Source organism: Actinoplanes sp. G11-F43 (assembly GCF_050589265.1).
Lineage (GTDB): Bacteria > Actinomycetota > Actinomycetes > Mycobacteriales > Micromonosporaceae > Actinoplanes.
The window spans coordinates 117,340-143,762 of sequence record NZ_JBNZCE010000010.1; the positions used below are offsets into that span (position 1 = coordinate 117,340).

General features: G+C 71.6%; 20 protein-coding genes and 1 pseudogene. 12 read left to right on the forward strand and 9 right to left on the reverse strand.

Features of this window, described 5'->3' with window-relative positions; translation table 11 throughout:
• Positions 1 to 107 precede the first annotated feature (107 nt).
• A complete protein-coding gene (locus ACQ0O7_RS11875) occupies positions 108 to 1,349 on the reverse strand; it encodes a sensor histidine kinase (protein ID WP_430782039.1) in 1,242 nt (413 codons plus the stop codon).
• Positions 1,350 to 1,517: 168 nt separating this feature from the next.
• Between ACQ0O7_RS11875 and ACQ0O7_RS11880 the strand changes: the two genes are divergently transcribed.
• The gene (locus ACQ0O7_RS11880; RefSeq protein ID WP_430782040.1) at positions 1,518 to 2,153 is read left to right on the forward strand and encodes a response regulator; all 636 of its coding nucleotides are present in this window, start codon (positions 1,518 to 1,520) and stop codon (positions 2,151 to 2,153) included.
• A 64-nt stretch (positions 2,154 to 2,217) separates the two neighbouring features.
• Positions 2,218 to 3,198 (forward strand): glycerophosphodiester phosphodiesterase family protein, encoded by a 981-nt coding sequence (locus tag ACQ0O7_RS11885; protein ID WP_430782041.1) that lies wholly within the window; start codon positions 2,218 to 2,220, stop codon positions 3,196 to 3,198.
• Positions 3,199 to 3,205: 7 nt separating this feature from the next.
• Here ACQ0O7_RS11885 and ACQ0O7_RS11890 read toward each other — a convergent pair whose 3' ends face one another.
• Complete coding sequence (locus tag ACQ0O7_RS11890; RefSeq protein WP_430782042.1) at positions 3,206 to 5,263, reverse strand: PAS domain S-box protein; 2,058 nt, start codon at positions 5,261 to 5,263, stop codon at positions 3,206 to 3,208.
• 134 nt (positions 5,264 to 5,397) lie between these two features.
• Between ACQ0O7_RS11890 and ACQ0O7_RS11895 the strand changes: the two genes are divergently transcribed.
• Positions 5,398 to 7,539, forward strand: a complete 2,142-nt coding sequence (locus tag ACQ0O7_RS11895) for a hypothetical protein (protein WP_430782043.1) — start codon at positions 5,398 to 5,400, stop codon at positions 7,537 to 7,539.
• A 157-nt stretch (positions 7,540 to 7,696) separates the two neighbouring features.
• A complete protein-coding gene (locus tag ACQ0O7_RS11900; protein WP_430782044.1) occupies positions 7,697 to 10,606 on the forward strand; it encodes a M36 family metallopeptidase in 2,910 nt (969 codons plus the stop codon).
• A 54-nt stretch (positions 10,607 to 10,660) separates the two neighbouring features.
• Here ACQ0O7_RS11900 and ACQ0O7_RS11905 read toward each other — a convergent pair whose 3' ends face one another.
• Positions 10,661 to 11,470 carry a MurR/RpiR family transcriptional regulator gene (locus ACQ0O7_RS11905; RefSeq protein WP_430782045.1) on the reverse strand — a complete coding sequence of 270 codons (810 nt, stop codon included), beginning with the start codon at positions 11,468 to 11,470 and terminating at the stop codon, positions 10,661 to 10,663.
• 117 nt (positions 11,471 to 11,587) lie between these two features.
• On the opposite strand from ACQ0O7_RS11905, the gene ACQ0O7_RS11910 reads away from it, so the two are divergent.
• From ACQ0O7_RS11910 to ACQ0O7_RS11925, 4 genes are all read left to right on the forward strand, one after another.
• Positions 11,588 to 11,989: a RidA family protein gene (locus ACQ0O7_RS11910; RefSeq protein WP_430782047.1), complete on the forward strand. Its 402-nt coding sequence runs from the start codon at positions 11,588 to 11,590 to the stop codon at positions 11,987 to 11,989.
• A gap of 80 nt (positions 11,990 to 12,069) precedes the next feature.
• Positions 12,070 to 12,684, forward strand: coding sequence for a dihydrofolate reductase family protein (locus ACQ0O7_RS11915; protein ID WP_430782049.1), 615 nt, complete (start codon positions 12,070 to 12,072; stop codon positions 12,682 to 12,684).
• Positions 12,685 to 12,702: 18 nt separating this feature from the next.
• Positions 12,703 to 13,326: a hypothetical protein gene (locus ACQ0O7_RS11920; protein ID WP_430782051.1), complete on the forward strand. Its 624-nt coding sequence runs from the start codon at positions 12,703 to 12,705 to the stop codon at positions 13,324 to 13,326.
• On the forward strand, positions 13,323 to 14,171 hold the full coding sequence (locus ACQ0O7_RS11925; RefSeq protein ID WP_430782053.1) for a PfkB family carbohydrate kinase: 849 nt from the start codon (positions 13,323 to 13,325) through the stop codon (positions 14,169 to 14,171). The genes ACQ0O7_RS11920 and ACQ0O7_RS11925 overlap by 4 nt, the downstream gene beginning before the upstream one ends.
• 45 nt (positions 14,172 to 14,216) lie before the next feature.
• Here ACQ0O7_RS11925 and ctaD read toward each other — a convergent pair whose 3' ends face one another.
• Positions 14,217 to 15,974: an aa3-type cytochrome oxidase subunit I gene (ctaD, locus tag ACQ0O7_RS11930; RefSeq protein ID WP_430782054.1), complete on the reverse strand. Its 1,758-nt coding sequence runs from the start codon at positions 15,972 to 15,974 to the stop codon at positions 14,217 to 14,219.
• Between the two features lie 123 nt (positions 15,975 to 16,097).
• Between ctaD and ACQ0O7_RS11935 the strand changes: the two genes are divergently transcribed.
• A complete protein-coding gene (locus ACQ0O7_RS11935; protein WP_430782056.1) occupies positions 16,098 to 16,352 on the forward strand; it encodes a DUF3040 domain-containing protein in 255 nt (84 codons plus the stop codon).
• On the opposite strand, the gene ACQ0O7_RS11940 is transcribed toward ACQ0O7_RS11935, so the two are convergent.
• From ACQ0O7_RS11940 to ACQ0O7_RS11960, 5 genes and pseudogenes are all read right to left on the reverse strand, one after another.
• Positions 16,282 to 16,950: a hypothetical protein gene (locus ACQ0O7_RS11940; RefSeq protein WP_430782142.1), complete on the reverse strand. Its 669-nt coding sequence runs from the start codon at positions 16,948 to 16,950 to the stop codon at positions 16,282 to 16,284. The two genes, ACQ0O7_RS11935 and ACQ0O7_RS11940, sit on opposite strands and share 71 nt — an antisense overlap.
• Before the next feature lie 169 nt (positions 16,951 to 17,119).
• A pseudogene (locus tag ACQ0O7_RS11945) lies at positions 17,120 to 17,323 on the reverse strand (helix-turn-helix domain-containing protein); the annotation flags it as partial.
• A gap of 80 nt (positions 17,324 to 17,403) precedes the next feature.
• Positions 17,404 to 18,195 carry an alpha/beta hydrolase gene (locus tag ACQ0O7_RS11950; RefSeq protein WP_430782057.1) on the reverse strand — a complete coding sequence of 264 codons (792 nt, stop codon included), beginning with the start codon at positions 18,193 to 18,195 and terminating at the stop codon, positions 17,404 to 17,406.
• 67 nt (positions 18,196 to 18,262) lie between these two features.
• Positions 18,263 to 20,389, reverse strand: a complete 2,127-nt coding sequence (locus ACQ0O7_RS11955) for an ATP-binding protein (protein WP_430782059.1) — start codon at positions 20,387 to 20,389, stop codon at positions 18,263 to 18,265.
• 65 nt (positions 20,390 to 20,454) lie between these two features.
• Complete coding sequence (locus ACQ0O7_RS11960) at positions 20,455 to 21,927, reverse strand: MFS transporter (protein WP_430782061.1); 1,473 nt, start codon at positions 21,925 to 21,927, stop codon at positions 20,455 to 20,457.
• Positions 21,928 to 22,049: 122 nt separating this feature from the next.
• Between ACQ0O7_RS11960 and ACQ0O7_RS11965 the strand changes: the two genes are divergently transcribed.
• The 3 genes from ACQ0O7_RS11965 to ACQ0O7_RS11975 all read left to right on the forward strand — a co-directional run bounded on the left by ACQ0O7_RS11965 (position 22,050) and on the right by ACQ0O7_RS11975 (position 26,137).
• Positions 22,050 to 22,625, forward strand: a complete 576-nt coding sequence (locus tag ACQ0O7_RS11965; RefSeq protein ID WP_430782062.1) for a TetR family transcriptional regulator — start codon at positions 22,050 to 22,052, stop codon at positions 22,623 to 22,625.
• A 73-nt stretch (positions 22,626 to 22,698) separates the two neighbouring features.
• Positions 22,699 to 23,865: an endonuclease gene (locus ACQ0O7_RS11970; protein WP_430782064.1), complete on the forward strand. Its 1,167-nt coding sequence runs from the start codon at positions 22,699 to 22,701 to the stop codon at positions 23,863 to 23,865.
• 205 nt (positions 23,866 to 24,070) lie between these two features.
• On the forward strand, positions 24,071 to 26,137 hold the full coding sequence (locus tag ACQ0O7_RS11975) for a transglycosylase domain-containing protein (protein WP_430782138.1): 2,067 nt from the start codon (positions 24,071 to 24,073) through the stop codon (positions 26,135 to 26,137).
• The last annotated feature ends 286 nt before the right edge of the window (positions 26,138 to 26,423 follow it).

A 26,423-nucleotide genomic window follows, 5' to 3' on the forward strand; every position in this document is an offset into this window, starting at 1 on the left:
AAGGCGGCCCGTCCGGACCGTGCCGCGACCGCCGGGCGTGAGCGGTCCGTCACCGAAGTGTGGTCATTTCCGGTGCGAATCGCACCGGAAATGACCACACGAATCAGTCACTGACCGCTACCCGCGTGGGGGATCGTCGCCTCCACCCGCCAGCCGGACGGGTCGGCCGGGCCGAAGACCAGGGTTCCGCCGACGGTGTGCAGGTCGGCGGCCAGACTCCGCAGACCGAACCCGGGGCCGCCGCCGGCCCGTGCGGGGGCCGATCCGCCGGGCTCGGTGCGCGCGGTCAGGGTCACCGCGCCTACCGCCATGGTCGCGGTGACCGTCAGCAGGGTGCCGGGGCCGTCGTGACGCAGCGCGTTCGTCGCCGCCTCGCCGATCAGGCGCTCGGCGACGCCCCGGGCCCGCGGCGGCAGCACGTCGCCGAGGTCCGGCACGACCAGTCGCAGCCCCGCCGCCCGCAGGTTCTCCAGCCGCTCGGCCGGCGATGGCGTCTGCTCGTGCCCGGCCGGTATGGCCCGGGGCCCGGCCGGCGACGGCGCCCGATCGTGCCTGGCCGGCGTGGCCCGGGGCACGGTCAGCGACGGCGCCCGATCGTGCCCGGTCGGCGTGGGCTTGCGTTCGTGTTCGGCGGGCGCCGGTGGGCGTTCGTGCCCGGTCTGTGGCGGCGCCTGCTCGTGCCCGGTCTGAGGCGGCGTCTGCTCGTGTTCGGTCAGTGCGGCCCGGATCTCGGTCAGGGCCCGCCGCCCGGCGTGCAGCACGTTGTCCAGGCGGCGCTCGGCGGCCGGGTCGAGAGCCGCCGTCGCCCGGACCGCCTCGGTCTGCACCAGCATCACGGTCACGGTGTGCGCCACGGTGTCGTGGACCCGGCGGGCGAGCCGCTCCCGGTCCTCGGCGACGGCCCGTTCCCGGTCGGCCACCTCGCGCTCGCGGCGCAGCCGGTCGGCCTCGGCTCGCTGGCGCAGATGGTCGCCGCGTTCCACCCCGGCCAGCCAGGCCACGGTGACCGTGACCACGGCCATCAGCGCGCCCTCCACCACACCGTGCCGCAGCGCGCTCGCCGCCGCCATCGCCGTCCCGGCCGCCGGGCACAGCACCCACCGCAGCCACGGCGACCGGTGCGCGGCCGCCGAGTAGAGCGCGATGGTGGCCGGGAAGAACCCGATCGCCCGGGCCATCCCGAGCGTGGTGTGCGCGGCCGTCGCACCGGCGACCACGATCAGCACCACGGCCGGCCAGCGCCGCCGCCACAGCAGCGGCAGCAGCTGTGTCACCGCGAGCGGCACCGACACGGCGGTCCCGGAGAACAGGAACAGCACAGCGGTCGCGCCCGCCGGCCCGAGGTCCACCAGGATCCGTCGCGCGACGGAAGCTGGCCGCGCGATGGAAGCCCGCCGCGCGATGGAACCCGGCTGCGCGTCGGAGCCCGGCCGGGCGGTGAGATCCGGATGCGTGTCGGAAGTCCGCCGCGGGCCGTGCGCCGCCCTGTCCCGGAGATGGCCGAATAGCATGCAGGCATGATCCGGCTTGTCGTGGTGGACGACCAGGCCCTGGTCCGGGAAGGGCTGGGCCTGATCCTCGGCGCGCAGCCCGACCTGGAGGTGGTGGCCGAGCTGCCGGACGGCCCGGCGCTGCTCGGTTTTCTGGCCGGGGAGCCGGGCGCGGCCGACGTGATCCTGCTCGACCTCTACCTGCCCGGTGCGGACGGGGTGGAGGTCCTGGGCCGGGTCCGGGCGCTCGGCCCGGTGAAGGTGCTGATGCTCACCACCGTCGGCCGGGCCGCGGACGTGCAGCGGGCGCTGGCCGCGGGCGCCGACGGGTTCGTGCTCAAGGATGCCGGGGGAGCCGAGCTGGCCGCCGCGGTCCGGAGTGTGCACGCCGGGGTGACCGCGTTGAGCGGGTCGGCGGCCGAGCTGCTCTGGCCCGCGCCGGTGGCCGCCGCCCCGGAACACGCCGGCGCCCGGCTGGCCACGTTGACCGGCCGGGAGCGTGAGGTGCTGGGGCTGCTCGGCCGGGGGATGACGAACCAGGGCATCGCCCGGGAGCTCGCGCTCGCCGAACGTACCGTCAAATCGCACGTCAGCAACCTGCTGGCGAAACTCGCGGTGACCAGCCGCACCCAGGCGGCCCTCCTCGCGCGGCACCTGTCCTAAGGACGCGGGCCGGCTCGGTCCAAAGACGGTTCCCGGCCCCGGCGGCGGCTGGCAGGCTGCCCTGGTGTCTCGAAGGAAACGACTGCTCAGCATCGTGATCGTTCTCGGCGTCGGGGTGGCCGGCCTGGCCGTCGCCAACAGTTCCGCCCTGTGGGGTGACGGCGCCGGTGAGCCGCGGCTGCTCGCCCACCGGGGGATCGCCCAGACCTTCCCGCTGGACGGTGTGGAGAGCGACACCTGCACGGCCACCCGGATCCACCCGCCGGACCACGCGTACCTGGAGAACACGCTGCCGTCGATGCGTGCCGGGTTCGCGGCCGGCGCCGACATGCTGGAGATCGACGTGCAGTCGACCGCGGACGGCGAGCTGGCGGTCTTCCACGACGCGACTCTCGACTGCCGCACCGACGGCACCGGCGCGGTCCGCGAGCACACCCTCGAGGCGCTGCGCCGGCTCGATCTCGGCCACGGTTACACGGCGGACGGGGGCGCGACCCACCCGCTGCGCGGGACCGGAAAGGGACTGCTGGTGACGGTTCCGGAGGTGGTCGCCGCGTTCCCGGACCGGGAACTGCTGCTGGATCTCAAGCACGACGACCCGGCGGAGGGTGAGCGGCTGGCCGCCTACCTGGCCACCCTGCCGCCGGAGCGGCTGGCGACGATCGCGGTGTACGGCGGGGACGCGCCGGTCGACGCGGTCCGGCGGGCTCTGCCCGGGGTGCGGGCCGCGTCGAAGAAGACCATGCGGGACTGTCTCGTCGAGTATCTGGCCACCGGCTGGTCCGGCCATGTCCCCCAACCGTGCCGGGACACCGAGCTGCACCTGCCCGAGCGCTACGGCAAGTGGCTGTGGGGCTGGCCGAACCTCTTCGACGACCGGATGACAGCGGCCGGCACCCGGGTGGTGCTGGTCGCCGGGGAGGGCCCGTGGTCGGCGGGTTTCGATCGGCCCGAGGACCTGGCGTCGGTGCCCGACGGCTGGTCCGGCTGGGTCTGGAGCAACCGTGCCGACGTGGTGGCGCCACTGCTGCGCCCCGGCCGGTGAGGGCCGGTCAGCCGATCGCCAGTGGGGAGACGGCCTTGGTCGAGGTGGGCAGGGCGGGGCCGGCCGAACACGGCAGGGACAGCACGAAGACCGCGCCGCGCGGCTTGTTGGCCTGGTAGCTGATGGTGGCGCCGGACGCCTCGGCCAGCCGGGCCACCAGGTAGAGGCCCAGCCCGGTGCCGGGTTTGGTGGTGGCGACCCCGGTCTCGGCGCGGGTGAAGCGTTCGAACAGGTGCGGGACGAACGCCGCCGGTACGCCCTCGCCGTGGTCGCTGATCTTCACCTGGACCCGGTCCCGGTCGTGTTTGACCGAGATCTGGATCGGCGGGGCACCGTATTTGACGGCGTTCGCCAGCAGGTTGCCCAGCAGCAGTGCCAGGTGGACCGGGTCGGCGTAGGCGATCACCTGGTCCGGGCCGGTCACCGTGGCGGCCTGTTCGGTGGAGCCCTGTGCGGCCACCGCCTGCCGGGCCGCGTGGGCCACGTCGAGCCGGACCGGCCGGGCGGTGAGCGCGCCGGCGTCCAGCTGGGCGAGCGTGAGGATCTCGCTGACCAGCTGTTCGGCGCGGTGCCCGGCGCTGGTCATCCGGCGCAGGTAGTGCCGGCGGGTCTCGTCCTCCATGTCGGTCCAGTCCTCGACGAGCATCTCGCCGGCCGACACGATGGTGGTGAGCGGCTGGCGGACGTCGTGGCTGAGCATCGCCATGAAGTCGCCCATCTGCTCGTTGGCGTGTTCCAGGCGGGCGGCGTGTTCCTCGAGTGCGGCGGCGTCCCGGCGGCGGGCGCGTTCCAGGGTGCGGGGTTCGGTGACGTCGACGATCTGGGTGGCGAAGTAGTGCGGCCGGCCGGTCTGGTCGTGCAGCAGGCTGGCGGTGACGACGACCTCGACCGGGTGGCCGTCGGCGTGTATGTACCGCTTCTCCATGTCGAACCCGTCCACCCGGCCGGACAGGCAGTCCTGGACGTGGCGCAGGCAGCCGGGCAGGTCGTCGGGGTGGGTGAGGTCGCCGAAGTTGGTGCCGACCAGTTCGCATTCGGGCCGGCCGAGCATGTCGCAGAGCGCCGGGTTGACGCGGGTGAACCGGCCGTCCAGGTCGGCCATCGCCATGCCGATCCGGGAGTTGTCGAACAGTTTGCGGAACCGCTGTTCGCTGGAGCTGAGTTCACGCCGGTTGCGGCGGGCCCGCGCGGTGGCGGCGACCACGAGCAGGCCGACCAGGGCGGCGGTGACCAGCGCGGCCCGGCCGGCGGCGCGCATCCCGGCGGTGTTGGCGTACAGCACGTTCTCGGACACCGCGGCGGACAGCCGCCACGGAGTGCCGGGGATGGCCTGCGAGGTGTAGCGCCACCACTTGCCACCGTCGCGGTAGCGGCCCTCGCCGGTCCGGGACAGCGCGGTGGACAGGGCGGGCTCGTCGTTGCCGAGGAGGGTCACTCCCGTCTGGTGGGCGTGGTTGGCCGCGACGATCGCCCCGGCGTCGTCGACCAGGTGCACCTTCACACCGTCGAGCTGGATGGCGGTGGCCAGGTAGGAGGAGAGCGGGCTCTTCTCCGAGACCGCCACCGCGCCGGAGAAGACCCGCAGGCCGTACGGGGTGCTGAACGGCACCGCGAACCCGACCACCGGCTGGCTCTCGGCGGCCGACGGCACCACCGGGGAGACCGCGGGCCGACCGTCCCGGACCGCGGTGGTCAGGTGCGGGTACCGGTCGGCGATCGGCTGCCCGTCCAGTGCCGGGTTCGCCGGGATGACCCGCAGCACCCGGCCCTCGGCGTTCAGCAGGACGGCCGCCGGGTAGCCGAATCCGCCGACCGAGCGGGTGAAGTCACGGACCGCGACGGTCCGGTCGGTGAGGAAGGCCTCGGCCTGGGTGCGCTGCCGGACGATCAGGTCGTCGACGATGGCGGCGACGAACTTGGCGGCGAGGTCGGTGCGGTCCTGATAGCGCTTGATGACGCCCTGTCTGGTGGAGTGTTCGACCCAGGCCAGGATGCCGGTCCCGGCACAGGTGAGGACGAGCCACACCGCGAGCGGCGCGGCCAGGAAACGCCATCCCGTCCGCATATTTCCGACTATCGCATGACTTGAGGCAGTACACGTCCGGACCGTCGAAGGCGAGCTGCCGTACGCTGCCAGACTGACCCCGCCGGGCAGCGGGACGAAAACCGGCCGCTGATCAGGTCCGTTACCCTTCCGCCGTGTCTTCCGTGCCCACCCCGTACGTCTCGCTCGGCCTGCTCGGCGACATCGCCGTCGGGTGGTCGCTGGCCATCCGGCACGCGCGCCGGCTGCTCGCCGTCCTGCTGCCCCTGCTCGCCGTCGCGCTGCTCGGGCTCCTCACCCTGGACCTGCTGCTCGGCCGCGACCAGCTGGTGATCCTCGACGGCGCCCTGGTCGTCGGCGACCCCGGCGAGCTGGGCTGGGCGCCGGCCGCGGTGATCGTGGGGTGCTGGGTGGTGGGCCTGACCGCCGGCACCGCGACCATCGCCGCCGCCGAGCGGGGCCGGCCGCTGGGAACGCTCGCCGCGCTGGTCGTGGGGATCACCCGGATCCCGGTGCTGGCGATCGCGGCGGCTCTGGCGTTCGGTGCGTTCACGGTGGCCGGCGGGGCGTTCCTGCTGCTCGGCGTGGCGGCCGGCGACGGCGGGGCGACACCGGGGCTGTTTTTGATCCTGGCGGTGGGTGCGGTGCTCGCGGTGGCCGGCGCCCGGCTGCTGATCGGCCTGATCGCCTCGGGCGGCAGCGCCTGGACCCCGACCCGCGGCCGGGTGGCGGCCACCGCCGGCGCCGTCCTGCTGGGTGGCGCCGGCGTGCCGCTGGTCGGTGCGTTCCTGCTGGACGCCGGCCTGTCGGCGATCCCACCGGTGGCCCGCGCCCCGATCGCCACGATCCTGCTCACCGGGGTCCTGATGTCCCAGGCCGGCATCCTGGCCCTGACCGGCCTCCTCCAGCCCGCCGTCCCCGACCCCGCCGCGCCGGCGCCCGTCGATCCCGGGGCCGTTCCCGAGCCCGCCGCGCCGGCGCCCGTCGATCCTGGAGCCGGCCTCGCGCCCACCCCGCCCGGCGACGCCGTGCTCTCGGGGGAGGACGGGATTTCGGCCGGCACCGGGGACGAGGAATCCGGCGTGGGCGACGGGCGTGGCGGGGGAGACGGATCCGGCGTGGGTCAGGGGCCGGGCGTGGTCCGAGGGCGGCGGCCGTGGCCGGCCGGGGTCGCGGCGCTGGTCGCGCTGGGTGCGCCGGCGGTGATCGCGGTCACCAATCCGCTCGGGGTGCCGACCGTGCGGTCGCACGGGGACGCGCCCGGTGACGTCGCCGCGATCGGCTGGCCGGCCGGAAAGCACCCGGTGATGGCGACCGTGTCCGGGGCCCGGTTCTGCGACAACGACCTCTGTGACCGGTATGTCAGCCACAACGGCGGGCCGACCGTCTGGGACGGTTACGGTACGGCCGCCGTCAGCCCCGACGGGGAGTCGGTGCTCAAGGCCGCGCTCACCGGCGGGCCGGAGTCCGGTGGGCCGTTCATCAACTTCGCGTTGTGCACCCGGCGGGGATGCCCCAACGAGTGGTTCCCGGTCCGGGCGTCGGCGAAGGAACCGGCTGGCTGGTCGGATCTGGCGGTCGCGGTCGCGCCGGACCAGGCGCTCTGGTTCGGCCTGGCGACGGTCGCCGAGAAGGACGAGTCCCGTTTCGACATCACCCTCATCCGCTGCGCCGACGCGGACTGCGCCGAACCGGAACGGCACCGGGCCGGCAGCGCCGGGCGTGATCCGGAGGACGCCCTGGCCGGCCGGCGGCGGAACGTGCTGTCGATCGGCGCCGACGGCCGCCCGGCCCTGGTCATCCGGGCCGGCGCCGAAGCCACCACGGTCACCTGCGACCCGGTCACCTGCGCGAACCCGGGGACCTCGGCGGCCTTCGCGGGGGACGGCGCCATCGCCTGGTCGGCGGACGGCGAGCAGCCGGGCCGGGTGCTGTCCTTCGAGCCGGGGCGGATCCGGATCGGCGAGCGGATGATGCCGGTGCAGAGCGGGGCGATCGCGTACGGGTCGGGTGCGGTGACCGCGGCCGGCCCGGTGGTCTACGCGACGGCGGCGGAGGCGGCCACCCCGCCGGGGCTGCACGTCTCGATCGGGCCGTCGGACGAGCCCACGTACTGGCGGCAGGTGCTGTGGCGGTGTGACGTGAACGGCTGTGACCGCCGGGTTCTGGACTCGATGGCGGAGGCGTACGGCCGGGAGGCGATCGTGGTGGCCGCGGACGGCCGGGTCCTGATCGTGCGGCAGAGCCGGATGCTGCTTCTCAGCGGATCAGCTGATGGCCGGGACGTGACGGCATGACGATTATGGATGCGACGCACTTCGATGCCGTGCGTACGGCGTACCGGGAAATTGATTGACGCACCTCGATTTTTGACCGTTTGGCCCATGCTGTGAACCGGCCGTGGTGTTGTCGGATGCGAGGAGACCGGTAACGACCGTCCTTTAAGGAGGTACCGTGCGCACACCATCCCGTGCGTTGGCGGGCACCACCACTGCGCTAGTCGCAGCCGTGCTCGTCCTCGCCCCCGGATCAGGTGGCAGCGCGGCGCCACGCGATTCGGCGCCAGCCGGACCCGCAGAGGTGCAGGGCGACCACGACCACGCAGACACCATCGACAACCGCAAGGGCCGGATCGCGCCCAGTTCGGCACAACGGACCCGCGCCGCCGACCGGAGCGCCTCGGCCCGGTGGAACATCTTCGGCACCCCGGCCAGCCTCACCGCGACCGCCGAGCCGCTCGCCTCCGGACTGCCGGCCGAGCCGCTGGCCGCCGCCCGGGCCTATGTCTCCGGCAACCGTGACGTGCTCGGCATCACCGCCGCCGCGGCCGACTCGCTGGAACACCTCACCACCCAGAAGACCGGCGAGGGCGCCATCGTCCTGCTCCGGCAGAAGTTCGGCGACCTGGAAGCCGGCCGGGACGGCCTGCTCTCGGTGGGCGTCCGCGACGGCAAGGTCTGGTACGTGAGCTCCTCGCTCGCCCGGGACGCCGCCGCGCCGCAGCCCGCCACCCTGAGCGCCGCCGACGCCGAGCGCATCGCCGCCGCCAACGCCCAGATCACCGCGCCGACCCTGCTCGGCACCAAACTCGTCGCCGTGCCGACCCCCGACCAGGGCGCCCGCGCGGCGTACCAGGTGGCCCTCGGCACCGGCCTGAACAGCGCCGACCCGGTGGCGTACACCACCTGGGTGGACGCCCGCGACGGTGGCGTCCTGGTCCGCGAGAACATCGTCGACCACGACTCCGACAACCCCGAATGGGACGTCTTCCCGAACTCGCCGCGCACCGACTACTCGTCCCGGGACACCCGCCGGACCTGGTGCTGGACCCCGAAACGGCTCTGTGACGAGGCCGTCTCCGGCCCGGCGTCACCGTCCGCGTGGGACGTCGACCCGGCCACCGGCGCGCCCAGCAACACCACCAAGGGCAACAACGCGTTCGCCGTGCACAACTGGTCGTCCAACGACCCGTTCACGGTCGGCACCGAGCTGGCCACGCCCAGCCCGACCCGCGACTACACCTACCCCTGGACCAATCAGTGGTACAAGGAGCAGTGCTCGCCGACGGTCTTCGAGTCGCCGGCCCGCAACGACATCGACGCGGCCCGCGCCAACCTGTTCGTGCAGCACAACCGGATGCACGACTGGTCCTATCTGCTCGGCTTCACCGAGGCCACCTGGAACATGGAGGGTGAGGACGGCGACCCGGAACAGGGCAACGCGCAGGCCGGTGGCATCACCGGCGGCCCGCCGGACTTCGCCGCCCGCAACAACGCCAACCAGATCACCCCGCCGGACGGGCAGGCACCGATCACCAACATGTACCTGTGGCAGCCGGTCGCCGCGGCCTTCTACGGCCAGTGCGTCGACGGTGACTACGACATGTCGGTCATCGGCCACGAGTACACCCACGCCATCACCAACCGGATGATCGCCGGACCGGAGGCCGGGCTCAGCTCCCCGCAGGGCATGAGCGAGAGCTGGTCCGACCTGCTCGCCGTGGAGTATCTCGCCGAGCACGGTTACGCCCCGAAGGGGCGGGCCGGGTTCACCGTCGGCGGCTACGTCACCGGCGACCAGAACGCCGGCATCCGCAACCACAACATGAGCGACAACCGGCTCAACTACAGCTCGGTCGACTACGACTTCGTCGGGCTCCAGGTGCACGCCTCCGGTGAGGTGTGGAGCGCCACCAACTACGACATCCGGTCCGCGTTCATCAAGCGGTACGGGGCCGGCACGGCCAGCCTGCAGAAGGCCTGCGCCACCGGCAAGAAGGCGGTCACCTCCTGCCCCGGCAACCGGCGCTGGATCCAGCTGGTCTTCGACTCGTTCCTGCTGATGGCCAACAGCGCCAACAGCCAGGTGGACGCCCGGGACGCGCTGCTCGGCGCCGACCTGGTCCGCTTCGGCGGCGCCAACCAGGACATCCTGTGGAACGCGTTCGCCAAGCGCGGACTCGGCGAGGGCGCGGCCAGCAACGGGGCCGCCGACGCCAACCCGACGCCCAGCTTCAGCTCGCCGCACGCCAAGGAGGCCACCGTCACCTTCCGGCCGGTCGACGAGAACGGCAAGGCGGTCACCGGAGCGAAGCTGTACGTCGGTGACTACCAGGCCCGTGCCGTCGCGGTCGCCGACACCGACCCGGCCACCACCCTGCCGGACACGGTCAGCCTGGTCCCCGGCTCGTACACGTTCGTCGCCCACGCGCCCGGCTACGGCCACGCTCGGGTGCCGGCGAAGTCCGTCAAGTCCGGCAAGTCCTCGAAACTGACCGTCAAGCTGCCGCGCAACGTGGCCTCCGGCGCCAGTGGGGCCGTCGCCACCGGTGACGGCGTCAACCAGGCCCGGCTGATCGACGACGACGAGGCCACCAACTGGGCCTCGCTCGGCAGCGCGGTCGCCGGCAAGGGAGTCACCGTCGACCTCGCCGGTGACCGGCAGAAGGTCCGCCGGGTCCAGGTCAGCGCCCTGCTCCGGCCGGCGATCACCGGCGACGCCGACCCGCTGGCACAGAACCGCTACACGGCCGTACGCCAATTCAAGGTTCTTGCCTGTACGTCTTCGGCGACCGTCACCTGCGCGGCTCCGGCCGACTTCCGGACGGTCTACACCAGCCGGCGGGACGCGTTCCCGTCGGTGGCGCCGCGGCCGAGGGCGCCCGAGCTGCTGGTGAAGTCCTTCGACATCCCGGACACCACGGCCACCCACCTGCGCATCGAGGCGGTGACCAGCCAGTGCACCGGCGGTCCCGACTTCGCCGGTGAGCAGGACCGGGACCCGCGCGCCAACACCGATTGCGCCACGGCCAGCCCGCAGGCCCTGAACGTCCGCATCGCGGAGTTCCAGGCCTTCACCCGCTGACCTCGATCACCACTGCCGGTGGGCAGGCCTTCGGGTCTGCCCACCGGTGTCTTGTCACAACGCCCAGCGGTCGACCAGGGCCTCGTGGGCTTCCAAACGCTGCTGGGTGCGCTGCGGGTCGCGGGCGGCGATCGCGTCGAGCAGGCTGATCGCCAGGACCACCACCGCGGCGTGCGAGTCGAACAGCAGGCCGGTGCCGACCGGGGCCACCAGCAGCACGTCGACGTCGGCGTGGAACGGGAGCAGGGCGGTGTCGGCGACCACCACGGTGGCCATGCCCAGCTCGCGGGCCAGCCGGATGGCGCCGACGGTGGCAGCCGGGTAGCGGGGCATGGTGAAGAAGAGTGCCGCGGTTGCCCCACGGTGGTGGAGTTGGAGGATCGAGTCGTCCACTGCGGAGGCATCGGTGCGGACATCGACGTCCGGCAGCACTCTTCTCGCGAAATATCCGAAATATTGGGCTAAGGGGGCGGAAGCCCGCAGCCCGATCACGCCCAACGGTGACGTCGCCGCCAGCAGATCCACCGCCGGCTCCATCGTGGTGTGCCGCAGACTCGCCAGATTCGCCCGCTCCAACTCCACCGCGTCCGGCTGCCGTGGCGTCGGCGGCGACGCCAGGATCGCCGTCCGCATCGCCGCCCGGAACTCCGGAAAACCCGCGAACCCCAGCGCGGTCGCCAGCCGGGTCACCGTCGGCTGGCTGACCCCGGTCCGCTCGGCGATCTCCACCGTCGACAGGAAGGCCACACCGGGGAACATGCCCAGCATCCGCTGCACGATCTGCCGCTGGGTGGGGGAGAGCCGATGCCGTTGGGCCAGGTCCAGGAGCCAGTCCTCGGCGCGGCCGTTTCCGAGCTGCGTCATCGGCGAACAGCCTATTACACCGTCTCGCCACCGGCCCCGAGGCGGGAAAAGCACTGTATCCCGTCCATCCCGCACGTTACGGTCGGCAGCCCGACACCACATGCGGAGGCAGCGCCCGTGATCGACAAGTTCAACCCGCCGACAGTGCACGAACCGTCCGGCTACAGCCATGTCACGATCTCCTCCGCCGGGCGGCTCGCCCACCTGGCCGGCCAGTGCCCGCTCGACCTGGCCGGCGAGGTCGTCGGCGCGCCCGGCGACCACCACGCGCAGACCGCCCAGGTGATCACCAACTGCCTGGCCGTGCTGGCGGCGGCCGGTGCCGAGCCGGACGACGTGGTGCGCTCGATCGTCTACGTGGTCAGCCCGGACAGCACAGTGCTGGCCGCCGTCTGGGACCAGCTGATGGAGTCACCGCTGGCCGGGGCCTTCACCAGCGCCAGCACCCTGCTCGGCGTCGCGTCCCTGGGCTACCGGGGCCAGCTGATCGAGATCGACCTGACCGCCGCGCTGTCCTGAATCCCTCGCCGGCGGCGATGAGTTCGCGAGACTGCGATGGTCTACCCCGTCGCAGACACCGATCCGAAGGGAACACCACCATGGCCAAGGTCGTCTCCACACTGTTCACCGCCGCCGACGGAGTCGCTGAGATCGACCCGTCCTGGCACTTCCCCTACTTCGACGAGAACATGGGACGCTCCGTCGCCGAGGACTACGACACCGCCGACGTGCTGCTGATCGGGCGGGAGACGTACGACAGTTTCGCGGGAGCCTGGCCGGACCGGGAAGCCGCCGGCGGCGACGACGCGCCGTTCGCCAAACAGATCGGCGACCTGCGCAAGGTCGTCGTCACCCGGCAGCGGCCGGAGTTCACCTGGCGCAACAGTGAGACCATCGACGGCGACCTGATCCCGGCGGTGACCGCACTCAAAGCCGACCCCACGATCAAGGGCATCCTGATCCCCGGCTCGGTCTCCGTCGTCCAGCAGCTGCTCGCCGCCGGCCTGATCGACGAGCTGCGCCTGCTGATCCACCCGGTCGCCGCCCGCAAGGGCACCCGGCTGTTCGACGAGGGCGACACCCCGTACCACCTGACGGTGACCGCCACCGAGGTCTTCCCGACCGGGGTGCTCCGGGTGATCTACGCCCCGGCCGCGGCCGTGCCCGCCGGCGGGTACCAGGAGGCCATGGAACACGTCAACGACGCGCTGTAGGTCACCTATCCTCGACGGGTGCGGGGGAGCGCGGCACTGGCCGCCGTGGTGACGCTGGCGGCGGGCTGCGGCACCGCGCCGACGGAACCGGTGGTCCGCGCCAGCACCGGGTGGGAGATCACCGTCTACTACACGGCGGTGGAGGCATTCCACGGTCCGGCGGACACCCCGGTCACCGGATGCCTGGTCCTGGACTGCGAGCACGGCGACGACGACCTCGGCAGCTACCCGGCGAGCTTCGTCCGGGCGGTCCACGACGAAGGCACCGGGCTGACCGTGTCGGGGCGGTACCTGAACTGGTCGTACGACGTGGGCTACTGGCTCGACACGGTGGCCCGGGCCAGCGACGGAGGCGCCCTGGAACCGTTCGTCACGGCCGCCGCCGACACGGATGTGCTGGCGCCGGGCACCGACTTCCGGATCGCCGACTGCGGCCGGCAGGAGGACGGGTCGGCACCACCACCGGCGGTCTGCGCCCGGCTGGCCGCGGCGGCCTGGCACATCGACGACGAGTTCACGCCGGGGCTCGGCGGGGCCCGGCACATCGACGCCTACATCGGGCCGGAGACCGGACCCGGGTTCACCGATTCGGAGTGGTATCTGACTCTGATCGGCGCGACGCTGGGTATCCACGGCTCATGAACAGGACGGTGGTGCTCGGGCAACTGGCCCGGGATCTGGTGCTGATGACCGGTGAACTCCCCGAACCGGGCACGTCGGCGGACGTGTCCCGGCGGATCGAGACGCTGGGCGGCAAAGGCGCCAACCAGGCGGTGGCGGTGGCCCGGCTGGGTGCCCCGGTGAGCCTGGTGGCGGTGGCCGGTGACGACGTGGTCGGTGATCAGCTGCTGGCGCAGGCCAGGGCCGACGGTGTCGACGTCACCGCGGTACGGCGCCGGCGCGGGGCGCTGACCGGGCTGATCGTGGAGATCCTGGAACCGGACGGCCGCTGGCGATATCTTCAGCATCTGCCCTCCGAGGTGCTGCTGACCCCCGCGGACGTGGCGGCGGCGGGGGCCGTGTTCGACGGTGCGGGGGCCGTACTGCTGCAGTTGCAGCAACCAGCGGAGACCGTGCGCGCGGCGGCCCGGCTGGCCGCGGCGAACCGGGCGCTGATCGTCCTCGACGGCGCGGCGGAGGAGCCGGGGGAGTTGCTGGCCCTGGCCGACGTGGTCCGGGCCGACGAGCATGAGGCGAAACTGCTGCTCGGCGGCGATGTGACCGTGGACAGGGCCCGCAAGCTGCTCGACCGGAAGCCGCGCCTGGTGGCGTTCGGGGTTCCGGACGGGAACCTGTTCGTCTGGGACGGCGGTGACCTGCTGCTGCCGCACGGGGACGGGCCGGTCGTGGACTCGACCGGCGCGGGGGACGCGTTCACCGCGGCGCTGACCGTGGCACTGCTGGACGGCGCGGGGCCTCAGGACGCGGCCCGGCGGGCGGTGAAGGCGTCCGGGAAGGCGGTCGGCCGCCCGGGTGGGCGCCCCTGACGTCGGCGAAAAGGGCCGCCCCGAGGGGCGGCCCTTCGGGACGGCTCAGCGGTCCCGGTCGGTGGAGATGTCCTCCTGGTAGGTGGCGCCTCCGTCGGACTCCTTCGTCAACGGGCGGGCGCCGCCCTCCGGAGGGCCGGCCAGGGACTGTTCGCCGGCGGCCAGGTGGGGGAACTTCAGGTCGAAGGCGGGGCGCTCGGAGCGGATCCGCGGCATCCGGTCGAAGTTGCGCAGTGGTGGCGGGCTGGTGGTGGCCCACTCCAGGGAGTTGCCGTGGCCCCACGGGTCGTCGGCGTTCGCGACCTTGCCGACCTTGTACGACTTCCACACGTTGTACAGGAACGGCAGGGTGGCGATGCCGAGGATGAACGAGCCGATGGTGGAGAACGTGTTCAGGAAGGTGAAGCCGTCGCTCGGCAGGTAGTCGACGTAGCGCCGGGGCATGCCCTTGGTGCCCAGCCAGTGCTGGACCAGGAAGGTGCCGTGGAAGCCGATCATGGTGAGCCAGAAGTGCACCTTGGCCAGTCTCTCGTCGAGCATCCGGCCGAACATCTTCGGGAACCAGAAGTAGATGCCGGAGAACACCGCGAACACGATGGTGCCGAAGAGCACGTAGTGGAAGTGCGCGATCACGAAGTACGAGTCGGAGACGTGGAAGTCGATCGGCGGGGAGGCCAGCAGCACGCCGGACAGACCACCGAAGAGGAACGTCACCATGAATCCGACAGCCCACAGCATGGGGGACTCGAAGCTGATCTGGCCGCGCCACATGGTGCCGATCCAGACGAAGAACTTCATCCCGGTCGGGACCGCGATCAGGAAGCTGAGCAGGCTGAAGAACGGCAGCAGCACCTGGCCGGTGGCGAACATGTGGTGCGCCCACACGCTCATCGACAACGCACCGATCAGCAGGGTCGCGGCGACCAGGCCCTTGTAACCGAAGACCGGCTTGCGGCTGAACACCGGGACGACCTCGGTGATGATGCCGAAGAACGGCAGCGCGATGACGTACACCTCGGGATGGCCGAAGAACCAGAACAGGTGCTGCCACAGCATCGCGCCGCCGGTCTCCACGTTGAAGACGTGCGCGCCGAGGACGCGGTCGGCGGCCAGGGCGAACAGCGCGGCCGCCAGGAACGGGAAGATCAGGATCACCAGGAGGCTGGTGACCAGCATGTTCCAGGTGAGGATCGGCATCCGGAACATGGTCATGCCGGGGGCGCGCAGGGTCAGGATGGTGGTGATCAGGTTGACCGCGCCGAGGATCGAGCCGAGACCACCGATGGCCAGGCCGACCACCCAGGCGTTGCCGCCCATGCCCGGCGAGTGCAGGCTGTTGCTGAGCGGGGTGTAGGCGAACCAGCCGAAGTCGGCGGCACCGCCGGGCATGAGGAAGCCGCTCATCGCGGTGAGGGTGCCGAACAGGTAGAGCCAGTAGGCGAACGCGTTCAGCCGGGGGAACGCCACGTCCGGCGCCCCGATCTGGATCGGGATGATGTAGTTGGCGAACGCGAACACGATCGGTGTCGCGAAGAACAGCAGCATCGCCGTGCCGTGCATGGTGAACAGCTGGTTGAACTGCTCCGGCGACAGGATCTGCATGCCGGGCCGGGCCAGTTCGGCGCGCATCAGCAGCGCCATGATGCCACCGACGATGTAGAAGACGATCGACGTGATCATGTACATGATCCCGATCTGCTTCGCATCAGTGGTCCGCAGGATCCGGGCCAGTGCCGACCCTTTCACCTGCCGGCGGACCGGGTGGGGCCGGATCGGGACCGGCCTCGGTGCGGTGGTGGTCATGCGCTCAGCACCTCTGCTTCACATATGGAGAACTCTTTCTCACTCTCCGTTATAGGCTGCTAGCGCAGTAATTCGTGTCAGATCCGCATTTATCGTGAATTTCGGGTATGGGGGAGGTATCGCATGCTCGACGAACGAGACCGCCGCGTGCTGGAGGACATCGAGCAGCGACTGACCGAGGACGACCCCGATTTCGTACGCCGGATGAGCGGCGGTCTCCGGCTCCCGATCATCCCGGTCCTGTGCATGACAGTGTTCCTGACCCTGCCGTTCGTGGCGTTGTTCCTCGGCCCGACCGCCGCCCTGATCACCGTGGACGCCACGGCCCTGCTGGTGCTGCTGATCCTGGCGATCCGCCGGGCCCGCCGGACCTGGTGACGGCGGCTGCCCGGCTGAACAGCACCGAACCGGCGCTCACCGCCCGCCGCTCGTCCGGGGACATCTCGGCGTACGCCTCCGCCAGCACCCGCTGCACCGACAGATCACCGGCGGTCAGGTTGGCCAGCCGCCGGTCCTCGTCGGCCAGCCGCACCGCCAGGTCACCGACGGTCCAGCCGGGCCGGGTGACGAGACGGTTCCCGGCGGCCCGCAGCGCGAGCGGCAGATGTTCGCAGTACCCGGCGACCCGCCGCAGATCCGGATCCCCGGCCGGCACCCCGGTGATCGCGGCGAGCAGCCGCACCGACTCGGCCGGGGGCAGCGGCCCGACCGGCACCCGGCGGACCGGGCCGAGCCCGCGGAGCGCACGGCGGCTGGTGACCACCACCGCGTGCCCGGTCCCCGGCAACAACCCCGCCACCTGGTCTTCAGCCGTCACGTCGTCGAGGACGAGCAACGCGCACCCGGCCCGGCCGGCCCGGGCCGCCACCTGATCCGCGTCCAGACCCCGGCAATCGACCAGGCCCGCCCGGCCGGTGAAGAGCCCGGCGGCGTGCACCGCGACAGCGGTCTTGCCGGTGCCGGGCGGGCCGTGCACGAGGGTGACCGCACCCGGACGGCAGGCCCCAGCCAGCAGGTCCAGCTCGTCGTGGCGGCCGGTGAAGCTCGTCGTGGCGGCCGGTGAAGTCGGGCAGATCGCGGGGGAGCACCCCGGTGCCGCCGGCCGGCTGACGGGAGGCCCGGGCGGCGGCCGCGAGCCGGTCGCGCCGGTCCGGGGCCAGGCCGAGGGCGTCGGCCAGGGCGTCGAGGGTCCGGGCCTGGGGTGCCGAGCTGAACCCGCGTTCCATGTCGCTGATCGCCCGCACGCTGACCCCCGATGTCACGGCCAGCTCCCGCTGGGTCATCCGGGCCTCGCGACGGTGGGCGTGCAGCAGATCGGCGAACTGTCCAGCGGTCACGACGGACGGCATGCAGGCGTGTCACCGCCCTCGGATCGAGTCGAACGACGGGCGTCGCGGCGCCGGAGCGCCGCTACGCACCACAACGGATTCTAGGCGTGCCGCTGCGCCCACGCGACGGCGTAGTCGGCGACCGCCTCCCAGCCCGGCTCGCCGCAGGTCCAGTGCGACCGCTCGGGGAACTCGTGGTACTCGGTGATCGTGCCCGGCGCCTTGTAGTGCGCGGCGTTGGACTTGTTCACCGACGGCGGCATGATGTGGTCCTTGCCGCCGCCGATGAACAGCAGCGGCGCCCGATCCTGATTGTGGAAGTCGACCCAGGTCTCCTGCTTGCCCGGCTTGAAGTTCGCGATCAGCCCGTACGCCCAGATCCACGAGCCCGGCGCCGGGATCGCGTACCGCTGGTACACCTCGCGGGCCTGGTCCTCGGGCAGCGTGTTGGTGAACGCGTAGTGGAACTGCTCCTCGGTGAACCCGGCCGGCGCGTGCCGGGTGGACGGCTTGCCCAGGATCGGGAACAGCGACTTCAGCTGGGACGGCGGCGTCACCCGGATGCCCTCCGGCGGCGCCGAGTCGATCACCACACCGGCCGCGCCGTGCCCCCGGTCCAGCAGCAGCTGGGTGAGGGTGCCGCCGAACGAGTGCCCGATGATGATCGGCTTCTCCGGCAGTGCGGTGATGATCTTCTCCAGGTGGGCGACCGTCTCCGGCACGGTCAGCTCGGCGATCACCGTGGGATCGGCCCGCAGCGCCTCCACCTCCACCTCGAAACCGGGGTACGCGGGGGCGATCACGGTGTGCCCCTGCGCCCTCAGGTACGGGATCCACTGCTCCCAGCTGCGCGGGGTGACCCACAGGCCGTGGACAAGGACGATCGTGCTCATGCTGTGCTCCTCAGTTGCGGCTGACGCCCAGTCGACCAGCGGCCGCGCCCGGAGACCATGCAGAACGTCAGGCAGAACCGCCGAGCAGCCCGCTCGCCTCCCGCAGCAGCGCCTGGCCGCGCTCGGTGTCGCCGGTGGCCGCGCACGCCCAGCCGAGCACCATCGCCGCCTGGCCCCGGAACCGCGCCTCGCCGAACTCCTCCGCCAGCGGCCGGGCCGCCTCCGCCGCCACCAGGGCCTCCGCCCACCGGCCGGCGTCACACAGCGCCTGGGCGAGGTAGATCGACGCGGTGAGCCGGGCGGCCCGCCGCGGGCTGGGCGACAGTGGGCGCCGCTCCACCTCGTAGAGGGTCCGGCGGTACTGCGCGACCGCCTCCGCGCTGCGGCCCCGGTTCTCCTCGATCGTCCCGAGCAGCACCATGGTGTTCACATACCCGTCGTGGTCACCGCACGCCTCGGCCAGCGCGAGCGACTGACGGCAGAGCCGGCCGGCCGTTTCGAGATCGCCGAGCAAGCGGACCGCGTTCGCCGCGTAGAAGAGGGATTCCGCCTGGGCCCGCGCATCCCCGACCTGCTTGGCCAGCCGGTGTGCCTCCAGAGCCAGATCACGGCCTTCGGCGTACCGGTTCTCGCACGACACGTACGCCCAGGAGAGGAAGTTGCAGTGGTCGGCCTCCTGCCGCCGGTCCGGCAGCCGGGCGGCGGCCGCCCGGGACAGGCCGAAGACGACGGTCCACGGCTCGGTGCTGAGCGTGCGGTCGGAGTACCAGTGCAGCGCCCCGGCCACGTCCACCACCCGCTGGTGCTCACCGGACTCGGCGGCTGTCCGCAGCGCCGCGTGCCAGCCCTCCAGTTCGCTCTGCAGCCAGTACCGGGCCTGCTCGGCGGTGTCCAGCGGCACCGGGTTGTCCCAGCCGTCCGGGGCGTGCCCGAACTCCGGCTCGAACCACCGCCCGGCCGCGATCGTGGTGTCCAGATACCACCGGTGCAGCCGCCTCCGGACCGCCGCCCGCACCTCGGCGGGCTCCTCGGCGCGCAGCCGGTCCCCGGCGAACAGGCGCAGCAGGTCGTGCAGCCGGTACCGGGCGTACCCCTCCGGCCGGGCCAGCCCGCGTTCCACCAGATCTTCCAGCACGTCCTCGGCGTCGTAGGGGTCGCACTCGGCCAGCACCGCCACGGTGGTGGCCGAGAACGATCCGGGCACCAGGTGCGCGAGCCGGCGGAACAGCAGCCGGGCCGGCTCCGGCAGCCGCCGGTAGGAGACCGTGAAGGCGGTCTCCACACCCAGCGTGCTCAGCCTGCGATCGGCGTCGGCGAGCCGGGTGGCCAGGCTCGCCATCGAGCCGCCCGGCCGCCCGGCGATGCGCAGGGCCAACGGCAGATGACCGCAGAGGTACGCCACCCGGGCCACGTCCTCGTCGGAGCCCGCGCCCGGACCGGCCACCTCCCGCAGCAGCTCCGCCGACTCGGCCGGGGAGAACGGCTCCAGCGCCACCCGCAGCACCGCCTCCAGACCGCCGAGCGACTGCCGGCTGGTGATCAGGGCCAGGCTCGGCCCGGCGGCCGGCAGCAGTGGCCGTACCTGCGCCTCGCCGGCCGCGTCGTCCAGGATGATCAGGCAGCGGCGCTGCCGCAGCACGTCGCGCAGCTGCCCGGTCCGCTCCTCCGGGTCCGCGGAGATCTGCCGCGGGCTGATCGACAGCGCCCGCAGCAGGACGCCCTGCAGATCGGCCGGCTCCGCGTCGCCGCCGCGCAGGTCCAGGTGGAACCGGCCGTCCGGGAACAGCCCGGCGTGCCTGTCGGCGAGCCGCAACGCGAGGGCGCTCTTGCCGACCCCGGGCGGCCCGTGCACGACCGCGACCGGGGTGCTGCTCGCGGCGTGGTCGGCGATCCGGGCGATCGGCTCGTCACGGCCGATGAACAGGCCGTCGGCGCGAGGCAGGCCGGCCGGTCGCCGTCGCGGCGCGGGTGACGCGTCGCGGCCCTGGCGGGCCAGGGCGGTCAGCGATCCGGCGTCCGGGTGGGCGAGGGCCGAGACCAGCGCATTGACGGTACGCGGCCAGGGTGCTCGGCTCAGCCCGCGCTCCATGTCACTGATCGCCCGGGCACTGACCCCCGACGACTCGGCCAGGCCCTCCAAGGTGAGTCCCGACGCGAGGCGCAGTTCCCGAAGCCGTTGCCCGAACACCGGCATACGGTAACGGGGCCGTGACCATGATGGTCACGACCCCGGGTGCATTGTGGATCACATGCGGTGGATCAGGCGTTCGCGCGGTGCAGCAGGTGGATCTCCTCCGGCTCCTCCGGCACGTCGGTGACCCCGGCCGCGACCGCCTGCTCGTGCCGTTTGTGCGCGGACGGCAGGGCCAGCGCGGCCAGCACCGCCAGCACGGCCACCCCGGCGCACACCCAGAAGCCGTAGGTGAAGGCGTCGTCGGTGGGCAGGCCCTGCGGTGTGGTGTTGGAGGTGATCACCGCGGCCACCACGGCCGTGCCGATGCTGCTGCCGATGGTCCGGGCGATCGCGTTGACGCTCGTCGCCTCACCGGTCTGGGCCGGCGGGACGGCCTCGATGATGGCGTTGGACATCGCGGCGAACGCGAAGCCGATGCCCGCGCCGGTCAGCACGCCGGACGCCAGGACCTGCCACATCGCGCCGTGCCCGATGGCCGGCAGGGCGAACGCGGCCACCACCAGGACGGCGCCGAGGAACATCGGCAGCTTCGGGCCGAACCTGCGGTTCAGCATGCCGGAGAGCGGGCCGAACAGCACCATCATGACCACGGTGGGCAGCAGGAACAGGCCGGCCTGGGAGACCGTCTTGCCGAACCCGTACCCGGTCGCCTCGGGAAGTTGAAGCAGTGTCGGGACCAGCAGGAACGTGCCGAACATGGCGAAGCCGAGAATCAGCGCCACCAGATCGGTGGCCCACACGCCGCGGATCCGCATCAGCCGCATGTCGATCAGCGGCTCCTTGACCCGCAGCTCGACCAGGACGAACACGACCAGTCCGACGACTCCGAGGGCGATCAGGCCGATCGTCTCCGGAGCGGTCCAGCCCCAGGCCTGGCCCTTGCTGATCGCCATCAGCAGGGCGACCAGGGAGACCGACAGGATCGTCGCGCCGACCACGTCCAGCTTGCCGGGGGTGCGGACCGGCGACTCCTTCATCCCGAAGATCGCGCCGAACAGGGCGATCACCACCAGCATCAGCGGCAGCCAGAACAGCCAGTGCCAGGACAGGTTCTCCACGATCGGGCCGGCCGCCACGATGCCGATGCCGGCGCCGATGCCGAAGATCGCCGAGACCAGGCCGACCGTGGTGGCCACCCGCTCGCGGGGCAGCTCGTCGCGGATCATGCCGATCGACAGCGGCATCATCGCACCGCCGGCGCCCTGCAGGATCCGGCCGATGATCAGCACGGTCAGGTTGGTGGCCAGCGCGGAGACGATCGCGCCGGCGGCCAGGATGCTGAGCACGATGATCAGCATCCGGCGCTTGCCGACCATGTCGCCGAGCCGGCCGAGGATCGGTGTCATCACCGAGGCGGACAGCAGGTACGCGGTGACGATCCAGCTGACGTCGCTCGTCGACACGTTCAGCTCGTGGCCGATGGTGGCCAGCGCGGGGGAGACCAGGGACTGCAGCACCGCGAACGCCAGGCCGCCCAGTGCCAGGTAGAGCACGAGCAGGCCGCCGCCCCGGGGCTTGTCAGTGGTTGTCGCGGTCATGTCGTCCTCGGGTCGAAGTAAACGCTTGCTGACTTATTATGGTCGCCCGCCCCGGCAAGTAAACGGTTGTTTACGTCACACCGGATCGGGTGACGGCTCATGCGGTACGGGAGGATGCTGACGTGACAACGCCCAAGCGGCGCCGGGACGCCGCGCAGACCCGGCAGGATCTGATCGACGTGGCCCGGCAGCGGTTCGCCCACGACGGCTACGCGGCCACCACCGTGCGCGACATCGCCGACCAGGCCGGCGTCAACGTCGCCCTGATCAGCCGCTACTTCAACTCCAAGGAAGGCCTCTTCGAGGCCTGCCTGAACGGGGCGTTCACCGACGTACGCCAGGGCGCCGAGGTGCGGACCGACGAGGACTTCGCGACCCGGCTGGCCCGGCGGCTCGGCGCCCCGGCCGCCGACGACCGGATGCGCACCGGGCTGCTGCTGCTCATCCGCAGCTCCGGCGACGAGCGCATCGACGAGATGCGCGGCTCGTTCCTGCGGACGATGAGCGAGAAGATGGCGGTCAGCGCCGGGCGGGCGGTCACCGGCGAGGACGATCTGCTGCGCGCCCAGATGCTGCTGGCCGCCATCGTCGGCATCGTCATGATGCGCGACATCACCGGGCTGGAACCGCTGGCCACGGCCGGTGCCGACGACCTGATGGGGCCGGTCGCCGACCTGGTCGCCGCGCTTATGACCTAAGTGGTATGACCCTCCGGGGACCGGGTGGCCCACACTGAAACCTGTCTATACAGGCAGGCGAACGGAGCCACCCATGCCCGGTCCCACCCGACGTCATCGGCGCGCCGTCGCGCTGACCATCCCCGCGCTCGCCGGCCTGCTCGCCGGACTCGTCGCCGTCCTCACCACCCCCACCGCGGCCTCCGCCGCCGCCCTCACGGTGGCCCAGGCGATCAGCAGCCAGAACGGGGCGAGCGGCCAGGTCACCGGCTACATCGTCGGCGAGCCGACCGCGGCGGGCACCGTCAGATTCAGCGGATTCACCGGCGACACCGCCCTCGCCATTGCCGACAGCGCGGCCACCACCAGCACCGGCAGCATGCTGTACGTGCAGATCACCAGCGCCTACCGGTCGTCGTTCGGGCTGCTCGGCAACCCGTCCCTGATCGGCCGGCAGCTGACCGTGACCGGGACGCTCACCCCGTACTTCACGCCGCACGCCGGGCTCAAGTCACCGACCGCGATGACCCTCGGCACCGCGTCGACGGGCTCACCCACCCCGACCGTCACCACCGGCTCCTACTACGCCAACGCCGCCGGCAAGACCGGCGCCAGCCTGAAATCGGCGCTGCACACGATCACCTCCACCGGCGTGACCCGGCTGTCGTACGACGCGGTCTGGAACGCCCTGAAGGTCACCGACCAGGACCCCTCCAACGCCTCCAACGTACGGCTGTTCTACTCCAACATCAGCCGCTCCAAGACCCTCAACGGCGGTGACAGCGGCAACTGGAACCGCGAGCACGTGTGGGCGCAGTCGCACGGCGGCTTCGGCACCGGCGCCGGCCCCGGCACCGACCTGCACCACCTGCGCCCCGAGGACGTCGCGGTCAACGCCCTGCGCGGCAACCTCGACTTCGACAACGGCGGCAGCGCGGCGTCCGGCGCCTCCGGCAACTACTACGACTCCGACTCGTGGGAACCGCGCGCCGCGATCAAGGGCGACGTCGCCCGGATGCTGTTCTACATGGCCGTCCGCTACTCCGGCGACGACGGATTCGCCGACCTGGAACTCAACAACGTGACAGGCAACGGCAGCGTCCCGTACATGGGCAGACTCTCCACCCTGAAGGCCTGGCACAACGCCGACCCGCCGGACGCCACCGAGAAGGCCCGCAACCAGACCATCTACGCCAGTTACCAGCGCAACCGCAACCCGTTCATCGACCACCCCGAGTGGGTCGCCTCGATCTGGGGCTGACCGGGATCTCCGCGGCCACCGCCCCTCCCCCCGGGGCGGTGGCCGCGGCGTGCCGCCAGGAGGTGAGAGAGTGACCGGATGTGACGGATTTCGCTATCGCTGCATGTCGTAGATCCGGCTGGGTAGCTTGGCTGGGGTGACTGACGGCCAGGCCTCCTCCGAAAAACCTCGGACCACCACCCTGCGGGGCGCTTCGGTGCTGCTCATGTGTGGTCTCTTCGCCGCTCTGACGGTTGCCGCCGCCGCGTTTCCCGCGGTGGCGATCGCCGGGCTGGCCGCCAAGGCCGGTGCCGAGGAGCTGGGCGAGATGCCGTCCGAGCTGACCGCGCAGTCGTCGCCACAGGTGTCCCGGATCTTCGCGTCCGACGGCAAGACCCAGATCGCCATCATGTACGACGAGTTCCGCAGTGACGTGCCACTGGCGAAGATCTCGCAGAACATGCAGGACGCGATCGTGGCCGCCGAGGACCACAAGTTCTTCGAGCACAACGGCGTCGACCTGAAAGGTGTCGCCCGCGCGTTCGTCAACAACAACCAGGGCGGCGGCAAGCAGGGCGCGTCCACCCTGACCATGCAGTACGTGCGGATGGCCCTCGCCTACAACGCGACCGATCCGCAGGAGGTGGTGGACGCCACCAAGGACACCGTGGAGCGCAAGGTGTCCGAGATGAAGTATGCGGTGCAGGTCGAGAAGGACCTGACCAAGCAGCAGATCCTGGAGCGCTACCTGAACATGGCGCCGTTCGGCAACGGCGCCTACGGCATCAACGCGGCCAGCCAGGTCTATTTCGGCAAGCGCCCGGCCGATCTGACCGTGGCCGAGTCGGCGCTGCTGGCCGGCATGGTCAAGGCGCCGACCGCGTTCGACCCGACCACCGAGAGCGGCTACCCGCAGGCGCTGGACCGGCGCGACTACATCATCGGCAACATGCGGGACCTCGGCATGATCACCGAGGACGAGGCGGCGACCGCGGAGAAGACCAAGGTCAAGCGGACCACCGAGCGCCCGACCAGCGGCTGCGCCTCGGTGTCGAAGAACCACTGGGGTTTCTTCTGCGACTACTTCTACCGGTGGTGGCTGAGCCAGGACGACTTCGGAGCGACGTCGTACGACCGGGAGAGGCTCCTCAAGGAGGGTGGCTATCGGATCGTCACCACTCTGGACGTCAAGGCCCAGTCGGACGCCCGCAAGGAGGTCACCTCGCGGCAGAGCGACAGCAACCCGAACGCGCTGATGCTGGCCGCCGTCGAGCCGAACACCGGGGCGGTCCGGGCGCTCGCCACGAACCGCAAGTTCAAGATCGATAACGCCGACGATCCGCAGAACAAGCTGTCCTCCAACCCGGCGCAGGCCGCCGAGGGCATCCGCGGCACCTTCCCGAACACCACGAACCCGATCATCACCGGCAGCACCGGCGTCCCCGGGTACCAAGCGGGCTCGGTGTTCAAGATGTTCACCATGGTCGCCGCGCTGGAAGCCGGCATGGGCCTGGACACCACGATCAACTCGCCCAACAAGTACAAATCCCAGTACCTCGACTCGTCCTCGGAGTCGTGCGACGGCTACTACTGCCCGAGCAACGCCTCGGCCAGCGAGGCCGGCAGCTTCAACATGTGGACCGGGTTCGGGCGTTCGGTCAACACGTACTTCATCCCGCTGCAGGAACGCGTCGGCGCCGAGAAGGTGGTCGACGTGGCCAAGCGGTTCGGCATCCACTTCCGCTCGTCCGAGGACGCCCGCCGGGCGAACGACAAGGACTCCGCGCACGAGTGGGGCGCCTTCTCGCTCGGGGTCTCGGCGTCCACGCCGCTCGACATCGCCAGCGCGTACGCGACGCTGGCCGCCGACGGCAAGTACTGCGCGCCCACCCCGATCCAGCAGATCACCACCGCGGACGGCACCAAGATCGATACCGGCAAGTCTGACTGCGTGCAGGCCACCAGCAAGGACGTGGCGCGCAAGGCCCTCGACGCGGCCCGCTGCCCGGTCGGTGACCGCGCCCAGCTCGGCTCCTGCGGCGGATCGACCGCGCCGCAGGTGCGCGACGTGGTCGGGCATCCGGTCTTCGGCAAGACCGGCACCACCGACAACGACAAGACCGCCGCGCTGGTGGCCGGCACCCGGTCGCTGGTGGTGGCCGGCTACCTGGCCAACCCGGACTGGGCCGGCCACACCGACCGGATGTCGCACGGCATCGTGAACCCGGCGGTCTACGAAACCCTCGCCGACTACATGGAGGGCAAGGACGTCGAGGAGTTCCCCACCCCGTGACGCGTGCCGCACAACGGCGCGATCCACACCGCAACGCGGCACACATCAGGGGCACCCGTGCCCCGCGTGCCGCGTTGCGGCGCGTTCCAGGCCGTTATGCGACACGCTGAGATCGTCGGTTTCCCGTGTGCCGCGCTGTGGCGCGAATCGGGCCGTTGTGCGGCACGTTGGGGTCGTCGGTTTTCCATGTGCCGCGTTGTGGCGTGTTTCGGCCCGTTGTGCGGCACGTTGGGGTTGTCGGTTTCCTGTGTGCCGCAGTGCGGTGCGGATCGCGCCGCGACGCGGC

Coding starts and splice junctions, on each gene's coding strand:
- ACQ0O7_RS11880 (WP_430782040.1), top strand. CDS start 1,518: ATGATCCGGCTTGTCGTGGTGGACGACCAGGCCCTGGTCCGGGAAGGG.
- ACQ0O7_RS11890 (WP_430782042.1), bottom strand. CDS start 5,263: ATGCGGACGGGATGGCGTTTCCTGGCCGCGCCGCTCGCGGTGTGGCTC.
- ACQ0O7_RS11905 (WP_430782045.1), bottom strand. CDS start 11,470: ATGACGCAGCTCGGAAACGGCCGCGCCGAGGACTGGCTCCTGGACCTG.
- ACQ0O7_RS11915 (WP_430782049.1), top strand. CDS start 12,070: ATGGCCAAGGTCGTCTCCACACTGTTCACCGCCGCCGACGGAGTCGCT.
- ACQ0O7_RS11925 (WP_430782053.1), top strand. CDS start 13,323: ATGAACAGGACGGTGGTGCTCGGGCAACTGGCCCGGGATCTGGTGCTG.
- ctaD (WP_430782054.1), bottom strand. CDS start 15,974: ATGACCACCACCGCACCGAGGCCGGTCCCGATCCGGCCCCACCCGGTC.
- ACQ0O7_RS11935 (WP_430782056.1), top strand. CDS start 16,098: ATGCTCGACGAACGAGACCGCCGCGTGCTGGAGGACATCGAGCAGCGA.
- ACQ0O7_RS11950 (WP_430782057.1), bottom strand. CDS start 18,195: ATGAGCACGATCGTCCTTGTCCACGGCCTGTGGGTCACCCCGCGCAGC.
- ACQ0O7_RS11955 (WP_430782059.1), bottom strand. CDS start 20,389: ATGCCGGTGTTCGGGCAACGGCTTCGGGAACTGCGCCTCGCGTCGGGA.
- ACQ0O7_RS11960 (WP_430782061.1), bottom strand. CDS start 21,927: ATGACCGCGACAACCACTGACAAGCCCCGGGGCGGCGGCCTGCTCGTG.
- ACQ0O7_RS11970 (WP_430782064.1), top strand. CDS start 22,699: ATGCCCGGTCCCACCCGACGTCATCGGCGCGCCGTCGCGCTGACCATC.
- ACQ0O7_RS11975 (WP_430782138.1), top strand. CDS start 24,071: ATGTGTGGTCTCTTCGCCGCTCTGACGGTTGCCGCCGCCGCGTTTCCC.